At 40.2% G+C, this 22,594-nt stretch carries 20 protein-coding genes and 1 riboswitch; of the genes, 8 read left to right on the top strand and 12 right to left on the bottom strand.

Annotation, left to right across the window (positions count from 1 at the left end; translation table 11 throughout):
• On the top strand, nucleotides 1-606 hold the full coding sequence (locus OQX64_RS19135; protein ID WP_265819976.1) for a sugar O-acetyltransferase: 606 nt from the start codon (nucleotides 1-3) through the stop codon (nucleotides 604-606).
• Nucleotides 607-687: 81 nt separating this feature from the next.
• On the opposite strand, the gene OQX64_RS19130 is transcribed toward OQX64_RS19135, so the two are convergent.
• Nucleotides 688-1,113 carry a YybH family protein gene (locus OQX64_RS19130; RefSeq protein WP_265819975.1) on the bottom strand — a complete coding sequence of 142 codons (426 nt, stop codon included), beginning with the start codon at nucleotides 1,111-1,113 and terminating at the stop codon, nucleotides 688-690.
• A gap of 87 nt (nucleotides 1,114-1,200) precedes the next feature.
• On the opposite strand from OQX64_RS19130, the gene OQX64_RS19125 reads away from it, so the two are divergent.
• Complete coding sequence (locus tag OQX64_RS19125) at nucleotides 1,201-2,067, top strand: carbohydrate kinase family protein (RefSeq protein WP_265819974.1); 867 nt, start codon at nucleotides 1,201-1,203, stop codon at nucleotides 2,065-2,067.
• A 63-nt stretch (nucleotides 2,068-2,130) separates the two neighbouring features.
• Here OQX64_RS19125 and OQX64_RS19120 read toward each other — a convergent pair whose 3' ends face one another.
• Both OQX64_RS19120 and rsgA read right to left on the bottom strand, forming a co-directional pair.
• Nucleotides 2,131-3,084 (bottom strand): Smr/MutS family protein, encoded by a 954-nt coding sequence (locus OQX64_RS19120; protein ID WP_265819973.1) that lies wholly within the window; start codon nucleotides 3,082-3,084, stop codon nucleotides 2,131-2,133.
• A 226-nt stretch (nucleotides 3,085-3,310) separates the two neighbouring features.
• Nucleotides 3,311-4,231 (bottom strand): ribosome small subunit-dependent GTPase A, encoded by a 921-nt coding sequence (rsgA, locus tag OQX64_RS19115; RefSeq protein WP_088299924.1) that lies wholly within the window; start codon nucleotides 4,229-4,231, stop codon nucleotides 3,311-3,313.
• Between the two features lie 116 nt (nucleotides 4,232-4,347).
• Between rsgA and OQX64_RS19110 the strand changes: the two genes are divergently transcribed.
• Entirely contained in the window at nucleotides 4,348-4,797 is a 450-nt protein-coding gene (locus tag OQX64_RS19110) for a GyrI-like domain-containing protein (protein WP_265819972.1), read from the top strand.
• Here the strand turns inward: OQX64_RS19110 and OQX64_RS22405 are convergent, their stop codons facing one another.
• Complete coding sequence (locus OQX64_RS22405; protein ID WP_322974977.1) at nucleotides 4,798-5,136, bottom strand: hypothetical protein; 339 nt, start codon at nucleotides 5,134-5,136, stop codon at nucleotides 4,798-4,800. It abuts the gene before it with no gap.
• A gap of 438 nt (nucleotides 5,137-5,574) precedes the next feature.
• Here OQX64_RS22405 and thrA point away from each other — a divergent pair, with 438 nt between their 5' ends.
• The 4 genes from thrA to thrC all read left to right on the top strand — a co-directional run bounded on the left by thrA (nucleotide 5,575) and on the right by thrC (nucleotide 10,759).
• The gene (gene thrA, locus OQX64_RS19100) at nucleotides 5,575-8,028 is read left to right on the top strand and encodes a bifunctional aspartate kinase/homoserine dehydrogenase I (RefSeq protein WP_265819971.1); all 2,454 of its coding nucleotides are present in this window, start codon (nucleotides 5,575-5,577) and stop codon (nucleotides 8,026-8,028) included.
• A gap of 4 nt (nucleotides 8,029-8,032) precedes the next feature.
• Nucleotides 8,033-8,353 carry a hypothetical protein gene (locus tag OQX64_RS19095; RefSeq protein ID WP_265819970.1) on the top strand — a complete coding sequence of 107 codons (321 nt, stop codon included), beginning with the start codon at nucleotides 8,033-8,035 and terminating at the stop codon, nucleotides 8,351-8,353.
• 50 nt (nucleotides 8,354-8,403) lie between these two features.
• A complete protein-coding gene (locus tag OQX64_RS19090; protein WP_265819969.1) occupies nucleotides 8,404-9,336 on the top strand; it encodes a homoserine kinase in 933 nt (310 codons plus the stop codon).
• Between the two features lie 100 nt (nucleotides 9,337-9,436).
• On the top strand, nucleotides 9,437-10,759 hold the full coding sequence (gene thrC / locus OQX64_RS19085; protein WP_265819968.1) for a threonine synthase: 1,323 nt from the start codon (nucleotides 9,437-9,439) through the stop codon (nucleotides 10,757-10,759).
• Nucleotides 10,760-10,819: 60 nt separating this feature from the next.
• Here the strand turns inward: thrC and OQX64_RS19080 are convergent, their stop codons facing one another.
• The 8 genes from OQX64_RS19080 to murQ all read right to left on the bottom strand — a co-directional run bounded on the left by OQX64_RS19080 (nucleotide 10,820) and on the right by murQ (nucleotide 20,798).
• Complete coding sequence (locus tag OQX64_RS19080) at nucleotides 10,820-11,239, bottom strand: tail fiber domain-containing protein (RefSeq protein WP_088299512.1); 420 nt, start codon at nucleotides 11,237-11,239, stop codon at nucleotides 10,820-10,822.
• Between the two features lie 82 nt (nucleotides 11,240-11,321).
• Nucleotides 11,322-11,624 carry a hypothetical protein gene (locus OQX64_RS19075; RefSeq protein ID WP_088299513.1) on the bottom strand — a complete coding sequence of 101 codons (303 nt, stop codon included), beginning with the start codon at nucleotides 11,622-11,624 and terminating at the stop codon, nucleotides 11,322-11,324.
• A gap of 45 nt (nucleotides 11,625-11,669) precedes the next feature.
• Entirely contained in the window at nucleotides 11,670-13,061 is a 1,392-nt protein-coding gene (locus tag OQX64_RS19070; protein WP_265819967.1) for a pyridoxal phosphate-dependent decarboxylase family protein, read from the bottom strand.
• Nucleotides 13,062-13,105: 44 nt separating this feature from the next.
• Nucleotides 13,106-14,059, bottom strand: a complete 954-nt coding sequence (locus OQX64_RS19065) for a methylenetetrahydrofolate reductase (protein ID WP_265819966.1) — start codon at nucleotides 14,057-14,059, stop codon at nucleotides 13,106-13,108.
• A gap of 396 nt (nucleotides 14,060-14,455) precedes the next feature.
• Nucleotides 14,456-18,154 (bottom strand): methionine synthase, encoded by a 3,699-nt coding sequence (gene metH, locus OQX64_RS19060; protein ID WP_265819965.1) that lies wholly within the window; start codon nucleotides 18,152-18,154, stop codon nucleotides 14,456-14,458.
• Nucleotides 18,155-18,291: 137 nt separating this feature from the next.
• Nucleotides 18,292-18,395: riboswitch (SAM riboswitch) on the bottom strand.
• 152 nt (nucleotides 18,396-18,547) lie between these two features.
• The gene (locus OQX64_RS19055) at nucleotides 18,548-19,285 is read right to left on the bottom strand and encodes a Bax inhibitor-1 family protein (RefSeq protein ID WP_265819964.1); all 738 of its coding nucleotides are present in this window, start codon (nucleotides 19,283-19,285) and stop codon (nucleotides 18,548-18,550) included.
• Between the two features lie 38 nt (nucleotides 19,286-19,323).
• A complete protein-coding gene (locus OQX64_RS19050; RefSeq protein WP_265819963.1) occupies nucleotides 19,324-19,890 on the bottom strand; it encodes a hypothetical protein in 567 nt (188 codons plus the stop codon).
• A 104-nt stretch (nucleotides 19,891-19,994) separates the two neighbouring features.
• On the bottom strand, nucleotides 19,995-20,798 hold the full coding sequence (gene murQ / locus OQX64_RS19045; protein ID WP_265819962.1) for an N-acetylmuramic acid 6-phosphate etherase: 804 nt from the start codon (nucleotides 20,796-20,798) through the stop codon (nucleotides 19,995-19,997).
• A gap of 188 nt (nucleotides 20,799-20,986) precedes the next feature.
• On the opposite strand from murQ, the gene OQX64_RS19040 reads away from it, so the two are divergent.
• The gene (locus OQX64_RS19040; protein ID WP_088299520.1) at nucleotides 20,987-22,594 is read left to right on the top strand and encodes a S41 family peptidase; all 1,608 of its coding nucleotides are present in this window, start codon (nucleotides 20,987-20,989) and stop codon (nucleotides 22,592-22,594) included.

Genomic DNA, 22,594 nt, shown 5'->3' with positions numbered 1-22,594 from the left:
ATGCAACTAACAGAAAAAGAAAAAATGCTGGCGGGCAAAGCTTATCAGGCTGGAGATGCGATCCTATCGAAGGAAAGGTTAAAAGCCCGTGAAATCACTTTTGAATTCAATAACCTGGCGCCAAAATTTATTAAACAACGTAAGGAATTACTTAAAAAGCTTTTCGGCAAAACAGAGAAAATGTTTTATGTTGAACCGCCATTTCGTTGCGATTATGGCTATAACATAGAAATTGGAGATAATTTTTACGCTAATTTTAATCTGGTTATTTTAGATTGCGCGAAGGTATCTATCGGGAACCATGTTTTTATTGCACCTAATGTAGCCATTTACACGGCGGGACATCCCATTCACGCACATCTGCGTGATCAGGAATATGAATGGGCACAGGAAGTTACGATTGGGAACAGTGTTTGGATTGGCGGCAATGTAGTGATTAATCCCGGCGTGAAAATTGGTTCAAATGTGGTTATTGGTTCTGGAAGTATTGTTACCCGCGATATTCCGGACAATGTATTCGCTGCCGGAAACCCTTGCAGGGTGATCCGCCAACTTACTGACGAGGATAAGGAATTTTATTATAAAGATTTTAAACTTGGAGAATAATTGTTCCATACATTAAATCATCGTTTCTAACTAACAAACGATAAGAAATTAAGGCCATGAAGTTTAAAACTACGTCAGTTTTTAGCTGGAATGGTCTACAAAGATCTTCCATTCCCCATTCAATCGCTTAAATAATAAGGTAAAATAACCCTGTGGCTCGTCTTTTTCACGCTTTAAATGCCAGCTTCCTAAAACAAAGGCTACGTCAGTACTTAGAAAATCCACTTTTTTAATTCCAAAAGTTAACACGCCCATTCCGGCTTTACCCGCATAGGTTTTTTTATAATTATCAAGTGTTTTCTGCCAGCCGTAAGTGGGGCCGCTACTGCCTACAAAAAGCAGGCTGTCGCTTTTAACATAACCTTGCATAAAAGTTTCTAAATTACCTTTATTCCATTCTGTTCTTTGCATTTCAAGTACATCCAGAATGGCCTGTTTATCTTTTGGCGCCTGTGCAAATGCGCTCACTGAACAAATTAGCAGTAGGGTCAATATTTTTATCTTCATTATTTTCTGGTCTTATGGTAAAGATATGAAACAAATTATTCCGATCCATGTATAAAAACTGTTTCTTTACGTCACAAATAATCAGGCATGAAAAAAACAGTGATTTCAATAGGCGAAATTTTGTGGGATGTTTTCCCTGAGGGGAAAAAAGCAGGTGGGTCAAGCATGAATGTAGCTCTAAATCTTCATAAACAAGGGATCAACAGTAAATTTATCAGCGCAGTTGGAGATGATGAATCAGGAAAAGAATTAATCCGGTTTTTAAATGATCAGCATTTTGAGTCAGATTTAATTCAATTCAATAACTTGCCAACCAGTACTGTTGAGGTAAAATTAGATGCACAGCATCAGGCAACATATACCATTGTAGAGCCGGTTGCCTGGGATGCAATTGAACTTTCGGAAGAAGCAGTTGCTGCTGTCAAAGATGCTGATGCCCTGGTTTATTGCAGCCTGACCTGCAGAAATGAAAAAAGCAGAAATACTATTTCATCATTATTGAAGCATGCTAAACTTAAAATATTTGATATTAATCTTCGTTCACCTTTTTTTACGATTGAAACGGTGAAAGTGCTGCTTGCTGAAGCTGATATTTTAAAAGTTAATGAGCACGAACTGGTTTATTTGAAACATGAACTGGCTTTAACAGGTAATTCAGATGAACAGCTTTTGAAACAGCTAAGCCACACTTTTAACATCAACATCATTTGCTTAACTGTGGGCGACAAAGGCGCTTATGTACTGCAAGAGAACAGACTTTACCACCATAAAGGTTATCAGGTTGAAGTTGAAGATACTGTTGGTGCAGGCGATGCTTTTCTGGGTACCTTTATTGCAAGCTACCTAAAGGGCTACCCAATAGATACCACCTTAGACCGGGCCTGTAAGATTGGCGCATTCGTCGCCTCACAACCTGGCGCAAATCCTGATTATGGCGATGAGGTTTTCAGTTAACAGTTTGTAATTTTCAGTTTTAAGTTCACAGGTAACAAACGAACCAATGACTAATGAACCAATTTACTTAAAAACCACTTCCGTTGCGCCGTAACCGAATTTTTCTTTCCTGGCATCCATATAAGTTTTAATATGTGGATTTTTGCTGATCAGTTTGTGGATTTTATCTCTGAGTGTTCCATTACCCGAACCGTGGATAAAAATCATCCTATCATAATGATGAACAACTGCTGCATCCAGCGCATTTTGGAAATAATTTAATTGGATTTGCAGGATTTCATCTGCCTCTAAAAAGTGATGATCATCTCTCAATTTTTCTATATGCAGATCAATTTCCTTTGCCGGTGCTTCAATGGTTTTCTTTTCTGCCGGCGATTTAAAGAAACTCTCTTTTAACTTCTGTGCATCGATGGTAACAGGTACCAGATCATCCAGGCGAATCAGCCAGCCCTTGTTTTTAGCTACTGGTAGTTCTTTCTGTTCAGAAGAGAAATCTTTTGCCCTGAACTTTTTGCGGATCACCAGCGGATCAACAGGCTTTACATCCGTTTTACCAGAAATTAAGATCTGAAAAGTAAACTCCGGCCAGAGATCCAGGTCTGCCAATGATGCCGAATAAACCAAGGTGGATTGATAGGCCTCAATAACACCATGAAAAGCACCTGCATATTTTTCTTTTCTTTCCGTAGTTAAACTCACCAGAAGCACATTTGGTGACTGATTTAATAAATGAAAGTGAACCACATTCCCGGCCTTATTATCAGTAGCTACGCCAACATAAATGCCATTTTCAATTTTATTTATAGACGGTACATTTACCTGAACAGGCTTAGGTGCATCTTGTACCTCAGTAATAACGCCATGGCCATGAACTGAGGTTAAGTTACTTATGGCCACAGGAATTTCAAACCCATCTTCATCGGTAACGCCCAATGTTTGCGCATCGATAATTTTTGTCACATACCCTTCACGTTTTTCATCAACAAAACGAACAAAATCTCCCAGTTTGAATTTCATATTTACCCCCCACCCCCCTGAGGGGGCTTTTGACTTTCTATAGTTTAAACAAAACGTTTATTTTTTTTCCCTCTGTAGCCAGCTTTTCCACCTAGCCTTTCAAATCCCTCTGAAAGAGGCTTTCGACTCTCTATAGTTTATAACAACTCTTTTTTCTGAGCGCTCAGCGTTGTACTTCCAGCTTTTCCACCTAGCCTTTCAACTCCCCCTTCAGGGGGCTGGGGGGCTAATGCCTGGTGTCGTTACCATGATAAATGCTCAGGTAACTTTCATACCTTGAAATGGCTATTTCGTCATTATTTACGGCCTCAATTACAGCGCATCCAGGTTCATTTACATGGCGGCAATTGTTAAAACGACATTGATGCGAGGTTTTAAAAATTTCCCTGAAAAAATGCCCCAGTTCTTCTTTTTCAATATCAATTACCCCCAACTCACGAATACCAGGTGTATCGACAATGAAGCCGCCCTGAGGCAGTTCAAACATCTCGGCAAATGTGGTGGTATGCTGTCCCTTATCGCTCCAGTCAGAAACTTCCCCCGTACGTAAATCACGGTCAGGCAAAAGGGCATTAATTAAACTTGACTTTCCTACACCTGAATGACCAGAAATTAAAGTGATTTTATCGGTTATTAATTCCTGAATAATAGGAATATTGATGCCCTTCAAAGCAGAAACTTCATAGGTCGCATAACCAATATTTTCATAAATATCTTTAAACTCCTGAAGAATTTCCAAGCCCTCTTTACTAAACAAATCCAGTTTATTAAATACGAGAACCGCCGGCACATCATAAGCTTCGGCCGTAACCAGGAAGCGATCAATAAAACCCAAAGAGGTTCTTGGCGATGCAAGGGTAACCACTAAAATGGCCATATCCAGGTTGGCAGCCAAAATCTGCGCTTGCTTACTCAGGTTAATGGATTTGCGGATGATATAATTTTTCCGGGGCAACAGTTCATCGATGATTCCCTGGTTGCTGTCACGTTCCAAATCAAACTTCACACGGTCTCCAACAGCAATTGGGTTAGTGGTTTTGATGCCTTTCATCCTGAATTTTCCAACAATCCGGCAGTCGTAACGTTCGCCATTATCACCTAACACGCTGTACCAGCTACCTGTAGATTTTATAACTAATCCTTGCATACTTTGCACAAAGGTAAGCATAAGGGATGGGAAAATGGATAATCGAAGCTCATGCATTTTCTAAAAAATAGAAGCTTAAAGTTATTCAACAAACAATACCTTAGCTTAAAATTTATATGATGGAAAACTTCAAGATAATCGGGATATCGGTTCAAACAACCAATCAAAACAATCAGGCCGCTACAGATTTAGGACAGCTTTGGGGCAGGTTCTATCAGGAGGAAATCAGCAAACAAATCTCCAATAGAGAGAGTGATGATGTTTATGCCATTTATACTGATTATGAAAGTGATTATACCGGAAGCTACACCACCATTATTGGCCACCGTGTTACTTCTCTGGATGAGATCCCGGATGGTTTAATAGGACGGGAAATAAAAAACGAAAAGCTGCTCAGGTATATCGCCAAAGGGGAAATGCCGAATGCTGTTGTCGAAACCTGGAAAGAAATCTGGGCCAATGATATTGCCTTATACCGCACCTATCATGCTGATTTTGAAGTTTATGGTGAAAAATCTCAGCAGGGCGAAGATTCAGAAGTGGAGGTTTATATTGGCGTGAGGTAATCATAGTTTTTCAAGATATGGTTTCAGTCTTTTAAATTCCTTTTTTTTAAATTTATCCCTTATGATGATGGTAATAACACCGTGGGCTCCCCTGGTTCCATAAATAGCAGCGGCAGCCGCATCTTTTGTTACATTTACGGACTCAATTGTATTTGGATTGATCGCTTTTGTATATTCATTTTTTATAATAAAAGTTTTATTTTTAAATACCATAATCCAAAGCGGTGCCGGACTCGTTGGAGATGTTTCTCCACATTTTAATTTTATTTCAATATTATTTTGTGAATAGGCAGTAGCACTAAAGACAATCAACATTAAAGCAGCAAAAAAGAGTTTCATGAAATTTATTTTAAATAATGATGCCAAATCAATCAGGATTCCATAGGAATTTATGATATTAAATTTTAAATTCATCATTCAAAACCCACCCGGTTTTCAGTTCAAAAAATATCTTTATCTCATCTACTTAAACGTTTTATTAAAAATTCAGAAATAAAATTCAAAAAATATTTGCATTTTAAAAAAATATTCTTCTACTTTACGGTGTACAAAGTACACGAAGAAGGCATGAATTTTACAACATCAATTATGACAACGATTATTATTACCACCGGGATAAACCAGCGGGGCTAATTTGTTGTCAATTGAATTAACATAAAAACACAGAAAGCGTCCCGACACAAATCGGGGCGCTTTTTTTTTACCCAAACCACTGAAACTGTACTGAACCAACATAATTAAAAAGCAAAGTGGCAGTTTCGCTAAAAACCAGAACTAATGAAAGTACTCAAATTCGGCGGCACATCCGTAGGTTCGGCCGAGAACATTAAAACGCTACTTAATATCGTAGCCAAAGAAAAATTACAAAGCAATCCGATAGTTGTATTATCGGCCATGAGTGGTGTAACCAACCTGCTTACCGATATGGCAGAACGGGCTGAATGCGGAGAAGATTATGATGCCTCTTTAAAAGAAATAGAAGCGAAACATTTTGCAGTGATTCGTTCGCTTTTACCCGCAGCGGCGCAAAACCCGGTGTTCACCCGTCTGAAAATTTTCTTTAATGAACTGGAAGATTTATTACAGGCCGTAACCAACCTTCGCGAATTAAGTGCGCAAACGAAAGATCAGATTTTAAGTTATGGGGAACGTTGCTCTTCTTTTATGATCGCACATATTGCCGCCCAGACCTTAAGCCATGCACTTTATGTAAATGGAGCTGAATTAATTAAAACCGACAACAACTTCGGACAGGCAAAGGTAGATACCGAATTAACTGAAATATTAATTAATGATTTTTACCAGGCCAATAAAGACCAGGTGCTTTTTGTTACCGGTTTCATCGCCAGTAATACAGCCGGAAGGGTAACTACCTTGGGTCGTGGCGGTTCTGATTATACTGCTGCAGTATGGGGTTCAGCTTTAAATGCTGAAGAAATCGAAATCTGGACGGATGTTAATGGCATGATGACCGCTGACCCACGGATTGTTAAAAAGGCATTTTCTCTACCAGAACTAAGTTATACAGAAGCGATGGAGTTAAGCTATTTTGGGGCAAAGGTAATTTATCCGCCAACGATGATTCCGGCTTTCATGAAGAAAATCCCCATTGTAATTAAAAACACCTTCGAACCAGACTTCGCCGGAACCTATATTAAAAGTGATGTAAAAACATCCAGCCTGCCTATCAAAGGGATTTCATCTATTGATCACATCAGCATCATCAACCTCACCGGTAGTGGCATGGTGGGCAAAGCCGGATTCAGTGGAAGGTTGTTTTCGCTTCTCTCCCGTGAGCAGATTAATGTCGTGCTCATTACCCAATCATCGTCAGAACACAGCATTACTTTTGCCGTGAAACCCACAGATGCCGGTCAGGCCATTGCCTTAATCAAAAAAGAATTCGAACTGGAGCTGGATGCCAATAAACTGGCTTTACCCGAAGTGGAAAACAACCTGGCCGTTTTGGCCATTGTGGGCGAAAACATGAAACGTACGCCGGGCATGAGTGGCCGTTTGTTTGGCGCACTGGGCCGCAACGGAATCAATGTTAGGGCCATAGCACAAGGCTCTTCAGAATATAATATCTCTGTAATCATCAGCAAAAATGATTTATCAAAAGCTGTAAACGCTGTTCACGATGCCTTCTTTACTGATTTAAAGAGAACCCTAAATATCTTTTGTCTGGGAACAGGAAACATCGGCAAAACCTTATTTAACCAGCTGAAAGAACAAATGCCTTTCCTTGCTGAAAATAATGATTTGCAGGTAAAAGTAACCGGCATCTGCAATACCCGAAAAATGGTTTTCAATGCAGATGGCTTATCACTGGAGAATTGGGAAAACGATTTGAATGAAAATGGCGAGCAGGCTGATTTGGCAGGGTTTGTAGCAAAAATGAAAGCCATGAATTTACCAAACTGCGTTTTTGTCGACAATACCGCCGCTGAAAAACCTATCGAATTTTACCAGGGTGTTTTTGAAAGCAGTATTTCTGTAGTTACCTGCAACAAAAAAGGCAATTCGGCAGATTACGCACAATACAAATCATTTAAAGATACTGCCCGTAAGTTTGGCGTAGATTTTTATTATGAAACCAATGTAGGTGCAGGTCTTCCAATCATCCGTACCCTAAAAGAATTGATGATGAGTGGAGATAAAGTGGCGCGTATTGAAGCCATTTTATCCGGAACTATCTCTTACATTTTCAATAACTTTAAAGGTGAAGCGGGATTTTACGAAACCGTAAAAGAAGCACAGGAGTTGGGCTATACCGAGCCTGATCCACGGGATGATTTGAATGGAAAAGATTTCATGCGTAAAATGTTAATCCTAGCCCGTGATGCGGGTTATCCATTGGAAGCTGCTGATGTAAAAATTGATAACATTCTGCCCGAAGCCTGTTTAAATGCCACTTCCGTTGAAGATTTCTACACTGAATTGCAAAAGAATTCGGCTTATTTTGAGGACTTGAAAAACCAGGCGGCCAATGATGGGAAAGTGCTGCGCTACATCGGAAAACTGGAAGATGGCCATGTAGAAATCAGTCTGCAAATGGTAAATGACAGTCACCCTTTCTATATGCTTTCAGGAAGTGACAATATCATCTCATTCACCACTGACCGATACAAATCCCGTCCATTAGTAGTGAAAGGCCCTGGAGCTGGTGCAGAAGTTACTGCCGCAGGAGTTTTTGCCGACATCATCAATGTAGGTACTTTAAACAACTAGTACCATGAATCCGGTTTTAGCAGATAAGAATGAAATCATAAACTTGGTTGATCAGGCAATAATTGATGTTGACAGCATGACGGAAAAATCATGGAACAATAAACCTCAACCCTCAAAATGGTCTAAGAAAGAATTACGGGGTCATTTGATCGATAGTGCATCGAATAATATCCAGGATGAATGGGTGCTTTATCAAAATTATCAGATCAGCCGGGTAATTAAAAACATTCCGGAAGAAAAGCTTCATAATAACGGTGACACCGGAAAAGGAAAAGAGAGCTGCATACACTTTCTTATTTTATTGAAGATGATGTTGTGCATTTAAAATATCATATAAACCAAATAACCGCTTAACAATAGCTAAGCCAATTAATAATGAAAAATAGTATAAAAGTTTTCGCTCCCGCTACAGTAGCCAACGTAGTTTGCGGTTTTGATGTATTGGGTTTTGCGGTAAATCAGCCGGGTGATGAAGTGGAAATGCATTTAACCGATACCCCAGGCGTAATCATCAAAACCATTACCGGCGATGGTGGCCGTTTGCCCCTTGATGCTGCAAAAAATACGGTAAGTGCCAGTGTACAACATTACCTGCAACATGTAAATCGTTTGGATATTGGCGTTGAAATTGAACTGCATAAAAAAATGCCTATTGGCAGTGGATTAGGTTCAAGTTCGGCCAGTACGGTTGCCGGCTTATTTGCAATAAATAAGTTAATGGGCGATTTATTAACCCCAAAAGAACTGGTCCCTTTTGCGATGAAAGGTGAAGAACTGGCCTGCGGTTATGGGCATGCTGATAATGTAGCACCGGCCATTTTAGGTGGTTTTGTGCTAATAAGAAGTTACGAACCACTTGATGTAATTTCATTACCAACCCCTGCCGGAATGTATGCCGCAATTGTTTATCCGGAGGTGGATGTACCCACTAAAGATGCCCGCCAAATGATTCGCAGCAAGGTTTTGCTTAAAGATGCGGTTACCCAGTGGGGAAATGTTGCCGGTTTGGTTAGCGGATTATTTATGAATGATTTTGATTTAATCGGCCGCAGCATGAAAGATGTGCTGGTAGAACCTACGAGATCCATTCTAATCCCGGGTTTCGAAGAAATGAGGGCTATTGCGATGGAAAACGGCGCCATCGGGTTCGGTATCTCAGGTTCCGGCCCTTCCGTTTTTGCGCTAACAAAAGATGAGGAAACGGCAAAGAAAATCACTAAAGCACAGCAACAACACCTGCATAAAATTAACATAAACAGCAAAGCCTACGTCTCTTCCGTGAATGCCGAAGGACCAAAAGTAATGTAAATAATGCTGGAAGGCAGAAGGCGTAAAGGCTGCGGGTTAAACGCCCAAAACCTCCCAACCTCCCAACTTTCCAACCTCCCAACTTTCCAACCTTTTACAAATGAAACTATATTCAACCAATAATAAAGATTTACGCGTTTCTTTTAAAGAAGCTGTTTTTAACAGCATGCCTCAGGATAAAGGCTTGTATATGCCGGTAGAAATTCCGGAACTGGACGCTGATTTCATCCAGAACATTGAAAAGTATTCTCTACCGGAAATTGCTTATAAAGTAGCTTCAACACTTCTTAAAGATGAAATTCCGGCAGATGATTTAAAGACTTTGATTGAAGATGCCATTAACTTTGAGGCGCCTGCTGTAAAACTAGATGATCAAACATTTGTACTGGAACTTTTCCACGGACCCTCGCTGGCATTTAAAGATTTTGGTGCCCGTTTCATGAGTCGGGTGATGGCTTATTTTCTTAAAGACGGAGAGCAGTTACTGGATGTTCTGGTAGCCACTTCAGGCGATACGGGAGGTGCTGTTGCCCTCGGATTTTTAGGCGTACCCAATACCAGGGTAACCATTCTTTATCCGGAGGGAAAGGTAAGCCCGATCCAGGAATTACAACTGACGACCAACGGCCGGAACATCAGGGCAATTGAAATCAAGGGAACATTTGATGATTGTCAGGCTTTGGTTAAACAGGCTTTTGCCGATGAAGAATTAAATGCCAGATTCAGGTTAACATCAGCCAATTCCATCAATATTTCAAGATTGATTCCTCAAACCTTTTATTATTTCAATACTTACGCACAATTGAAAAGAGCAGGTTTACAGGATGTTATTTTCTCGGTTCCAAGTGGAAATTTCGGTAACATTGGTGCGGGCTTACTTGCGTATAAAATGGGTTTACCAGTTAGACAATTTATCGCTGCAACAAATATCAATGATACGGTGCCCCGTTTCCTGGAAAGTGGCCTTTACGAAACGAAACCATCCACACAAACCTATTCTAATGCCATGGATGTAGGTGCACCAAGTAACTGGGTGCGCATCATGGATTTATTTGACCATGACATTGACACTTTGAAAAAGGTAGTGACTGCTTACCGTTTTAATGATGAGGAAACCCTTGCAGGGATTAAAAACATTGATAAACAATTTAATTATGTGGCTTGTCCGCATACCGCAATCGCTTACTTAGCCATTGAACGGTACAGAGCAGAAAACCCGGCAAACGATAACGCTGCTGTATTTTTATCAACGGCGCATGCCTGCAAATTTCCCGATATTTTTCCAGCGGATATGGCAGCCAAAATTGAAATCCCTGAACAGGTAACAGCCTTAACCGGCAGACCAAAACAGGCCGATCAGTTAGGAGCGAATTTTGAAGGATTTAAACATTATTTATTGAATGCATCAGAAATGCCTGATTAAAAATTCAAAAACATTAACCTGAAATAAAAGGGCTGAATCAACATTCAGCCCTTTCCGGTATCATTTGGCACTATGTGATTTCAAAGACTGAATCTCACGCTTTAATGCTTCAATCTGCTCCTGCTGTTCTTTGATGCTACCAACCAGTAGGGGGATTAAACTTTCATAATCAACCTTCGTAAGCGTAGCCGACCGATAAGCGTTTTTACCTGTTGCATAATCTTTAGCCTGTACCGTTACGATTTCGGGTACAGCCGATTTAGCTTCCGTTCCGATAAAACCATATTGTTGTTTAGGAGAAATTTTTAATTTTTCAGCCCATGCTTTATCATAATTAAAACTAACTGGTTGTAATTTAGAAACCGTTTCCAATGAATTGGTAACTGGTTTCACATTGTTTTGTGCGACTTCCTGTGCACTAATCTGTAGAGATGCGGCAACTAAAAATGCCGCAAATGTAAATGAAATTGCTCGTTTCATATGATTTATAAATTTAGATTAAAAGATAAACTGCCGCAATAGCCGAATAGCCATGCGAATTAAAAACAGGAATAAAAAATAATTACCCCAATGGTGGAGGTGTTATTACCTCAGGGAAATAGGTTTTTTTAAACGTATGATCCGGAATGATCAACTTTTTCTCAGTGATAAAGCATGTACACACATCCGTAACAGAAAAGAAATGATTGGTGAAATATTCAGTTTCCACTTTCTTTTCCTCTTTTTCAGTCGCATCATCATTGGTAGATGCATATTCCAGTTCAGTTGGCGAATATTTAATATACGACATGGCATTACTCACCTTTATAAAAAAAGTGGCTGCAATACAAATGATCAATATATACTTCAAACCAGTGAATTTCATTGTTACAAATATAGGTTGTACAAACTCTCTAACAATCTAATTGCGTTAAAGTTCTGTCAGAATTCTTTTCATTTCATCGGTAGCAATTTGAATATCAACTGCCGAAGTCCGCCAATTTACAAAGGCTGCACGAATACCCTTTACACTATTATACGTGGTTGAGGTCATGAATACTTTACCGGTAGCATTTAACCGATGAAGAAATTCATCTAAGTGATTTTTATCTTTTAATGAAAAGCAAACGGTATTCAATCGCACAGGTGCAAGCATTTCGAATGCCTCATTACTTTCTATAAACTCAGCAAATAGTAAAGCATGACCCACATTGTTTTCTACAATTTCCTGATAGCCCGACTTGCCATAACTCATTAAACTAAACCAGGCGGGTAATGCTTTTAAGCGTCTGGAGTTTTCCGGCAGGAAATTGAGGTAATTAAAGTTCTCTAGCGGATTACCCAGGTACGCTGCATTTGCATTTTGGAAAGTTTCCATCTGTAGACGTTTATGCTTCTCCTTTAAAAAGAATACTGCACTTTCGTAAGGTACATTTAGCCATTTATGGCAGTCGATAGTGATGCTGTCTGCCTGCTTCCAACCCGCTACCAGGTGTTGATATTTTGGTGAACAAGCTGCAAAACCACCAAAGGCTGCATCGATATGCCACCAGAAATTATATTTTTTATGCAACTTTTGAATGGTTATGAAATCATCGAAGTCCACGGTATTAACAGTCCCTGCACTGGAAATCAAGATAAAAGGTTCACCATTTAGTGCCACAATTTTATCTTCCAGATCGGCTACATCCAATGCTTCCCGGTTACCGGGCAACACTTTAACTTTAACGACATTATTGCTCCCTATTCCAAGTATAGAAAGCGATTTCATTGCTGATGAATGCGGCGTAGCCGATAAAACTTTGATCAAACCACTCACGCCATCTTTTGCAAAATCTTTTCCGGCTTGCTTTCCAATCCATTGTCTGGCACACCCTAAACACGTGAAGTTTGACATGGTGGCACCGGTAACAAAACCGCCAAAAAAATCATCAGGCAAATTAAAAAGAGATAATAAAAGCCTGATGGTTTCGAATTCTATTACTGCAGAAATATCGCCATTCCCTTTTGCCGATTGTGTATTTTGATCATAAACGGAAGCCAACCAGTCGCCGGCAATGGCAGCAGGAGTAGTTCCACCAGTTACAAAGCCCCAAAACCTGGGTCCTGATGACGCCACCATTGCAGGTTCAAATCTATCATTAAAAAATTGGAGCGCACCCAAAGTGCCCAAACCGTCTTCATGTAAATCCACTTCCTGATCAGGATTTACTTTGCCAGTTGTCAGTCTGTTATGCAGATGATTTAAATAGTCTGAACTTTGCTGCTGTACCTGAGCAAGAATTTCATCAAGTTGAGCTAAGTCTTTATGTAAGTGGTTCATTTGTAATTCTTATGGGTAATCAAAAACAGTTTAATTCAAGTATTTTAGAAAATTGCTTTCGCTATTTGCTTCGTTTGTTCTGGTCTGCCCATGGTATAAAAGTGCAGTACGGGCACACCAAAATCCATCAACTCCTTGCATTGCTTAATCATTGCATCGGTACCGATTTCTTTTGCTTCAGCATTGCTTTTAGCATAAGATAAAGCATCAGTTAATTCATCCGGCAGGTCTATATGGAAAATTTTAGGCAACACATTTAATTGCGTGAGGGTGCTGATTGGTTTCAAACCTGGAATAATCGGCACATTGATATCATTCTCTCTACATTTCTTTACGAAGTCGAAATATTTCTGATTATCAAAAAACATTTGTGTTACAATGAACTCTGCACCCATATCTACCTTTTTTTTCAGATACTTAAAGTCGGCATTTAAATTGGGTGCTTCAAAGTGTTTTTCAGGGTAACCGGCAACACCAATGCAAAAATCACTTTTGAAGGTCTCAATATCTTCATGTAAAAATTTACCTTCATTGTGGTTTTTGATATGTTGGATAAGGTCTGTCGCATAACAATGTCCACCTTTTGTAGGAATGAAAGAATGATCGGCAGCACGGGCATCACCACGCAGGGCCAATACATTGTCTATTCCCAAAAACTGTAAATCGATCAATGCATTTTCGGTTTCTTCCTTGGTAAACCCTCCACAAATTAAGTGGGGTACTGCATCAATTTTGTATTTATGAATAATTGCGGCACAAATGGCAATCGTACCCGGACGCTTGCGGTAAGATACCTTTTGCAGCAAGCCGTTATCCTGTTCTTTATAAATATAATCTTCACGCAGGGAAGTTACATCAATAAAGGGCGGATTAAATTCCAGTAAAGGATCAATAGCATCGTAAATCCACTGGATACTCTGGCCTTTAATTGGCGGCAATAGTTCAAAAGAGAATAAGGTTTTACCCTTGGCATTTTTTATATGGTTGGTTATTTTCATTGGGTTAAAGGTTGCAGGTTAAAAGTCTGGGGAGGGCTAATTGAACAAGCGTTTGATAATAGTTTATAAATCCGTTTAATAGTTTTTCGTGTCGTTTCCGGTTTAATGAGTATAAGCCTTTAAATCCGGTTCAGTGATAAAATTCAAATCATAAAAAATACAATTGTGTTTCGACTTCGTAAACAGAACCTCTAGCTTCTGATCGGGATCATCAGGCCAAATCTTTCTTTGTTAGGAAATCAGAAGATGCCAAATAAATTTCCTTTGATAAGATTCTAGCCTGTTTCCAAACATCTAAATCAGTATAATTTTCTTTTCTTTTCCATCCAAACTTTGCTATAGCCTATCGCATTTTATACATCCAAAGCGGTAACCTTCAACTCATAACCCAAAACTTTAATAAGCCAAATTCGGACTCAGCCATCTTTCTACTTCTTCTATTGACATATTTTTACGGAGGGCATAATCTTCAATCTGGTCTTTGGTAATTTTGCCCAATCCAAAATACCTGGATTCAGGATGTGCGAAATAAAACCCACTCACTGCCGCCGTTGGATACATGGCATAACTTTCTGTTAAACGAAGTCCTATCTGGTTTTCAGCATCTAACAATTCAAATAAAGTACCTTTTTCCGTGTGTTCCGGACAGGCCGGATAACCAGGTGCAGGACGAATTCCGGCATATTCCTCTTTAATTAATTCAGCGTTTGAAAGATTCTCATCTTTGGCATAACCCCAATATTCTTTACGTACCCGCTCATGCATGCGTTCGGCAAAAGCTTCCGCCAAACGATCAGCCAGGGCCTTTGCCATAATGCTGTTGTAATCATCATGGTTTAATTCAAATTCTTCAACCAGTGCATCAATTCCAATACCCGTAGTTACTGCAAAGCCACCAAAATAATCCTGAATACCACTTTCTTTCGGCGCAATAAAATCTGATAAGGCATAATAAGGTTGTCCGTCAACTTTTTCTGCCTGCTGGCGAAGGGTGTGTATGGTTACCAGTTTGGGGTTTGGAGTTTGGAGTTTGGAGTCTCCCAACTCTATACTCTCAACTCTCAACTCAATATCGTCTCCAACCGCATTTGCCGGCCAAAAACCAATCACCCCTCTGGCGGTCAGTAATTTTTCATCCAGAATCCGCTTCAATAACTTTTGTGCATCATCAAAAAGTTTTTTGGCTTCGTCACCTACGTTTTTATCATCAAAGATTTTAGGATAGCTTCCGCGAAGTTCCCATGTGTGGAAAAACGGTGTCCAATCAATGTAAGGAACGAGTTCTTCCAATGGATAATGATCAAATACCCGGATTCCGGTAAATTCCGGTGCAGGAAGATCTGGTTTAAAATCGATCTTAAATTTATTTTCCCGTGCCTGTTCAAGCGTTTTAAAGCGCTTATCAGAACGCTTGTTTAAATGCGCTTCGCGGGCTTTATCATACTCAGCCCTGATACCTGCTACATAATCATCCTTTGTTTCCGGATTCATTAAGGTACTGCAAACTGTTACACTTCTGGAAGCATCAAGCACATGAATGGCTGGCCCCGAATAATTTGGAGCCACCTTAACGGCAGCATGAATTCTGGATGTAGTTGCACCACCAATAATCAATGGAATGGTAAAGCCTTCACGTTCCATCTCCTTGGCAAAGTGAACCATTTCGTCTAAAGATGGCGTAATCAATCCGCTTAGTCCAATAATATCTGCATTGATTTCTTTGGCTTTTTTGATGATTTCCTGTGCCGGAACCATCACGCCCATATCTACAATTTCAAAGTTATTACAGGCTAAAACTACGCCTACGATATTTTTACCAATATCATGCACATCACCTTTTACGGTAGCCATCAGCACTTTTCCGGCTGATGAACTTTGATTCTGATCCGGATTATCCAGTTTTTCCTGCTCAATGAACGGCAATAAATACGCCACAGCCTTTTTCATTACACGAGCAGATTTCACCACCTGGGGCAAAAACATTTTTCCGGCGCCGAATAAATCACCAACAATATTCATCCCGTCCATCAGCGGCCCTTCAATCACCTGAATCGGACGGGCATATTTCTGTCGTGCCTCTTCTACATCATCATCCAGGTATTCTACAATTCCTTTAACTAAAGAATGTGATAATCTTTCTTCCACTGAGCCCTTTCTCCATTCCTCATCCTTAACCACTTCCTTACCTTTTGATTTTACGGTATCGGCATATTCTACCAAACGTTCGGTGGCATCATCTCTCCGGTTGAGCAATACATCCTCTACACGTTCCAGAAGTTCAGGTGGAATTTCCTGGTAAACTTCGAGCATCCCTGCATTTACAATCCCCATATCCAGGCCTGCCTGAATGGCGTGATAGAGAAAAGCCGAGTGCATGGCTTCCCTAACAGTATTGTTTCCCCTGAATGAGAATGAAATATTAGAAACCCCGCCGCTCACTTTAGCATGCGGGAGATTTTCTTTGATCCAACGGGTGGCATTGATAAAATCAACAGCATAGTTGTTGTGCTCTTCCAGTCCGGTGGCAACGGTTAAAATATTGGGATCGAAGATGATATCTTCCGCAGGAAATCCAATTTCATGCACCAAAATATCATAACTTCTTTTACAAATCTCTTTTCTGCGCTCGTAGTTATCGGCCTGGCCTTGTTCATCGAAAGCCATCACCACTACAGCAGCACCGTATTGCATAATTTTACGGGCACTTTCGCGGAATTTATCCTCGCCTTCTTTTAAAGAGATTGAATTCACAATTCCTTTTCCCTGCAGGCATTTCAAACCATTTTCAATCACCGACCATTTAGAGGAATCGACCATGATGGGCAACTTTGCAATGTCGGGTTCGGAGGCGATCAGGTTTAAAAATTTGGTCATGGCTGCTTCCGAATCCAGCATTCCCTCGTCCATGTTCACATCAATCACCTGTGCGCCACCTTCAACCTGTTGCAAGGCCACGGCGAGCGCAGCTTCGTAATCACCCCCTAAAATCAGCTTCGAAAATTTAGGCGAACCGGTAATATTGGTTCTTTCCCCAACGTTTACGAAAATACTTTCAGGCGTAATGGTTACGGGCTCCAGGCCACTTAACCGCATAAACGGCTGAATTTCCGGAATTTTTCTTGGTGATGCTTTTCTGGCATTCGCCGCGATACAGCCGATATGTTCGGGCGTGGTACCACAGCAACCTCCTACGATATTAACAAAGCCAGAAGCGATAAAGTCATCTACTAAGTGTGCTGTCTCATGCGGTTGCTCATCATAAGCACCAAATTCATTGGGCAAACCTGCATTTGGATAGGCAGAAACGTAACATCCCGCTTTTGCGGCTAACTCTTCAATATGCGGACGCATTTCTTTCGCACCCAACGCACAGTTGAAACCTATACTTAAAGGTTTTGCGTGCATCACTGAGTTTAAAAAAGCCTCGGCAGTTTGTCCGGATAGGGTCCGACCAGAAGCATCGGTAATCGTACCGGAAATCATAATCTCCAATTTACGGCCAATAACTTCTTCATATTTTTTGATGGCTACAATAGCCACTTTGGCATTCAGCGTATCGAAAATGGTTTCAATCAGCAATACATCTGAGCCCCCATCTACCAAACCGCGCACCTGCTCGTAATAAGCAGTCTCCAATTCATCAAAGTAAACCGCCCGGTAACCCGGATCATTTACATTGGGCGACATGGAAAGCGTTCTATTGGTTGGGCCAATGGCACCGGCAACGAAACACTTACGATCTGGATTAGCAGCCATAAACTCATCTGCCGCTTCCTTTGCCACTCTAGCACCTTCATAACTTAATTCATACGACAAATCTTCCATCTGGTAATCCGCCATGGAGATTCTTTGCGTACTAAAGGTATTGGTTTCGATAATATCTGCGCCAGCGGCTAAATATTCGAGATGTATGGCTTTGATAATATCCGGACGGGTGATGTTCAGCAAATCATTATTGCCTTTCACATCGCAAGGATGATCCTTAAACCGTTCCCCTCTAAAATCTTCTTCGGTAAGCGTATAACGTTGAATCATCGTGCCCATCGCACCATCGATGACCAAAATACGTTTTTCTAATTCTTCTCTTATGCTCATTCTGTTATTAGATGTGAGAGACGAGAGGAGTGATCTGAGAAATTAAGACATTTATAATTGGCCTCAAATCTCAAATCTAATTTCTCAAATCTCAAAAAAGCTTATTCAAAAAGTTGGCACATGGATCGTACTTCCTTAACTTATCTTTCTCCCGGTTAACCGAGATTAGAATGTAGCACCTTGTTGGCACAGGTTGCTAAGACTTCGTTGGGTCTAATCCCTCCGTCTTTCTTAATAAGCATACAAAAATGCAACAAAGCAACATCATTTCCAAAATTTATCGCTTCGCTGCCAAATAAAATTACAAAGGCCATGCAAATATGCACGGCCTTTAAAATATTGTTTTGTCATTAACCTGAAACCAGATAAATCCAGCGGTCAGAATTTAGTGAATTATCTTCTGCTACCGAAGAGACGTAGTAAAGAAACAAATAAGTTAATGAATGTGATATAAAGTGACAACGCACCCATTATTGCTAATTTTTTGCTGTCGGCCAATGCAATTTCATTTCCGCTTTCATCCAAACCTTCACCAATTCTTTTAATTTCCTGAACCTTATAAGCGGTAAGCGCAGTAAAAATAGCCACACCAACAAAGCCTAAAATGTAGTTCAGCGTTTCGCTGCCGATAAAGAAGTTGATCAGACTTACGATAACCAAACCGATTACGCCAGCCATTAGTATTGGTCCGAATTTACTTAAATCAACATCTGTAGTGTATCCCATGATAGCCATTACAGCAAAAATAACGGCTGCTGCAACGAAGCAAATGGCAATAGATGTTGTTGTGTAAATTAAAAGTATAAAGCCCAACATCACACCTGTTAGTAAAGAATACAACAGAAAAATACCCACTAATGCCGGGAAGGATAATCTTTGCATAGCAGCCCCCATCAACATCACTAAACCAAGTGGCGCAAAGATGGCAATGTATCCAAATATGGTAAATCCTTTTTCAGCTACTAAATAGGATAAAATTCCTGGCGAATTTGCCAATACAAATGCAGAAGCGCTTGATATTAACAAAGCAACGAACATCCATAAGAATACGCTGGCAAAGAATTTTTTAGACACTGTGTTTTCCTGGACGAACACGCTATTGCCCTGATATTGATAGTTTTGTTGTTCCATTTTTATTTGTGTATTTAAATAATTATAAAAATAATACTTTAATTCAGTCTTTTTGTCAGCAATTCTTCAACTTTTTTGAAGAACTGTAACGGTTTTAATGTACGCCAGGGCAGGTGATCGAAAGCACCTCCAAAATTAATGTAATAATCAATGTTGTTATCTTTAAACTCCCTGATGACATGTTCCTGGAAATTTACCCCAACAATCCAGCCATCTTCCACTTCCTGAAACCATTCTTCATAATAACTATCGTCTGATGAATGAAAGTTCAATACATTTTCTCCGATTAATACAAACTTATTAATGCCTTCATCCATCATGAGTTCCAAAATATCGCGTTTCAGCAACATGATGTCGTTGTTGATGGCATCATTCCATTCGCCGATAAACTCAATAATCGCGTAACCTCTATCATAATCCGCATACAATACTTTCATGTACAAGGTATTGGAACCAAACTCATCCCATTGCGGGTGCAACAGAAAGTTATAGATCTGCTTATCAAAGTACAGTTCAGAGTATTCGGTATTGTAGAATGGCGATCGCTCATCCTCTGCCGAGATATAATCATCTCTCCACTGGTAATACGGCTCTATCTCGTGCATGTTTTTTTAATTATTGAATGAGTGAATTTTGAATGAGAGAATGCTACAATTACTTCCAAATTCAATCATTCAATCATTCCATCCTTCTCTCATTCTAACATTTCTCAGTGTCCTGCTTCTACTGCTTTACGCACACTTCCATGTTTACTCAGCAAATCTGCAGCTATTTCATAGCTCACATTTAATTCATCAGCTACCATTTGCGTTCCGCGATCAACCAGTTTATGATTAGTTAACTGCATATCTACCATTTTGTTTCCAACCACACGCCCCAATTGCACCATTACGGTGGTACTCAGCATATTTAAAACCAATTTTTGTGCTGTGCCCGATTTCATTCGCGTAGAACCGGTAATAAATTCAGGTCCAACCACCACTTCTACCGGAAAATCAGACGCTGCAGCAATGGGTCCACCAGTATTGCAGACAATGCAACCTGTTAAAACTCCATGCTGGCGTGCTGTATTTAAACCTCCAACCACATATGGTGTGGTGCCGGATGCAGCTAAACCCACCAGGCAATCCTTTTCATTAATATGAAATGCCTGTAAATCTTTCCAGGCCTGCAGGCTGTCATCTTCAGCAAATTCTACAGCCTTTCTGATGGCAGAATCCCCGCCGGCAATAATACCAACTACAGTATCGAAAGGAACACCATAAGTTGGTGGACATTCAGATGCATCTACCACTCCTAAGCGGCCGCTGGTACCTGCCCCTATATAAAAAAGCCGACCGCCCTTTTTCATTCTCTCGGCAACGGCCGAAGTTAATTTCTCAATCTGAGGCAAAGATTTTTCAACAGCAAAGGCTACGGTTTTGTCTTCATTGTTAATCCCCTGCAAAACTTCCATTACCGACATTTCATCAATGTGGTTATAATTTGATTCTTGCTCGGTAACTCTATTCATAAATTTATTTTTGATAAAATTCGGTAAATTCTTTCTAAAATCTACCCTAAAAATTTAAAAATATAGATTGCCACTTGATAGAGCAGATGTTATACTGTTAATTTATGTGAAATATTATAAACAAAAGACAAGAAATTGCAGTTAAAAATATATCAACCCGCTTATTTTCATAAATTTGCCTAACGCCAATGAAAAAGAATACCCGAAAAAACATACTGATTGCCATCAGCTATTCTGTGATTTTGATAGCAGGAATGTATTTGGGTATTAAGTTTATTAAAGATCAGGGATTTGGCGTTACCAGAAGACCTCAACTGGCCAGCAATAGTGATGAAAAACTGGAAGAAATTCTGCATATCATCAATAAAAATTATGTAGATGATATCAATACTGATTCGCTGCAAAACTTACCTATTGATAGTGTACTCCACCAGCTGGATCCACACAGTGTATATTTGCCTCCTACCGATGCGCAAGACATGACCAATAACCTGGAAGGGAATTTTGAGGGCGTTGGCATTGAATACTATATGTTAAACGACACCATGATGGTAACAGGCGTGGTGAAGGATGGACCGGCATATCAGGCGGGCATTAAGCTGGGTGATAAAATCCTGGTGATCGATACCACTATGGTTAGTGGCAGAAATTTACCAAAAGAACAATTAACAGGAAGATTCAGGGGAAAGGCTGGTAGCGGCGTGGGCGTTACCTTATTGCGCAGCGGCACACAGGTACAAAGCCGGCTGATGGTTACCCGGGGTAAAGTGAATATCAGCAGCATTGACGCAGCCTACATGATGAACCCGGAAACCGGGTACGTGAGGATTAGTAAATTCGGTGCCAATACAGACGGTGATTTCGCAGCCGCGGCCGCAAACCTAAAGGCAAAAGGAATGAAAAAGCTGATCCTTGATTTACGTGATAATGGCGGCGGTTACTTTTCTGCAGCTACAGGCCTGGCCGATCAGTTTCTGCCCGAAAATAAATTAATTGTATACACCCAGGGTAAGCACGAACCCCGCACAGATTATTATTCGACCGGGACAGGAGCCTTTCAAAATGGGAAGCTTGCCATCCTAATCAATGAAAACACCGCATCAGCAAGTGAAATCGTTGCAGGTGCCATTCAAGATCTGGGCCGTGGAATAATTGTAGGTCGGCGGTCTTTCGGAAAAGGACTCGTTCAGGAACAGTTTGCTTTTGGAGATGGCTCTGCCTTAAATTTAACTATTGCCCGCTATTATACGCCATCTGGGCGAAGCATTCAGAAATCATATAAAAAAGGATATGATGCGTACAAACATGAGCTTGATGAAAGGATGCTTGACGGGGAGTTAACCGGTGATCATACCTCCTTTCAGGATTCGATAGAAAAAAGTGAGGGTGTTAATATGCAGCAACATAAAAGGGCTAAAACTGTTGGCGGGATTCAGCCAGACATTTTTGTAAAACTGGATACTACCGGATATAATAAGTTTTACGCTAACCTAGTGAGCAAAAAAGTGCTGTCTGATTATGTTTTTAATGTATTGACCAACCGCTATAGTGCTGCTTTTGTAGAACAAAATATTAATAATTTTGCCCTGAGTGATAATGAGTTTAAAGATTTTATAGGCTACTTGCAAAGAAAAAATGTAACTATAGACCGCTTTCAGCTTTATGCTGCAAAATCGATTATCCTGAACGATTTAAAAGCCCTGCTCTGCCGTTACTATCTGGGAGACGTGGGCTACTACCGATCTGTTAATCAAACGGATAACGCGGTAAGACAGGCTTTAACCAATCTTCAGTAA

This window comes from Pedobacter sp. GR22-10, assembly GCF_026239715.1.
In the GTDB taxonomy this organism is placed as follows: Bacteria; Bacteroidota; Bacteroidia; order Sphingobacteriales; family Sphingobacteriaceae; genus Pedobacter.
This window is presented reverse-complemented; position numbering and strand designations above follow the sequence as displayed.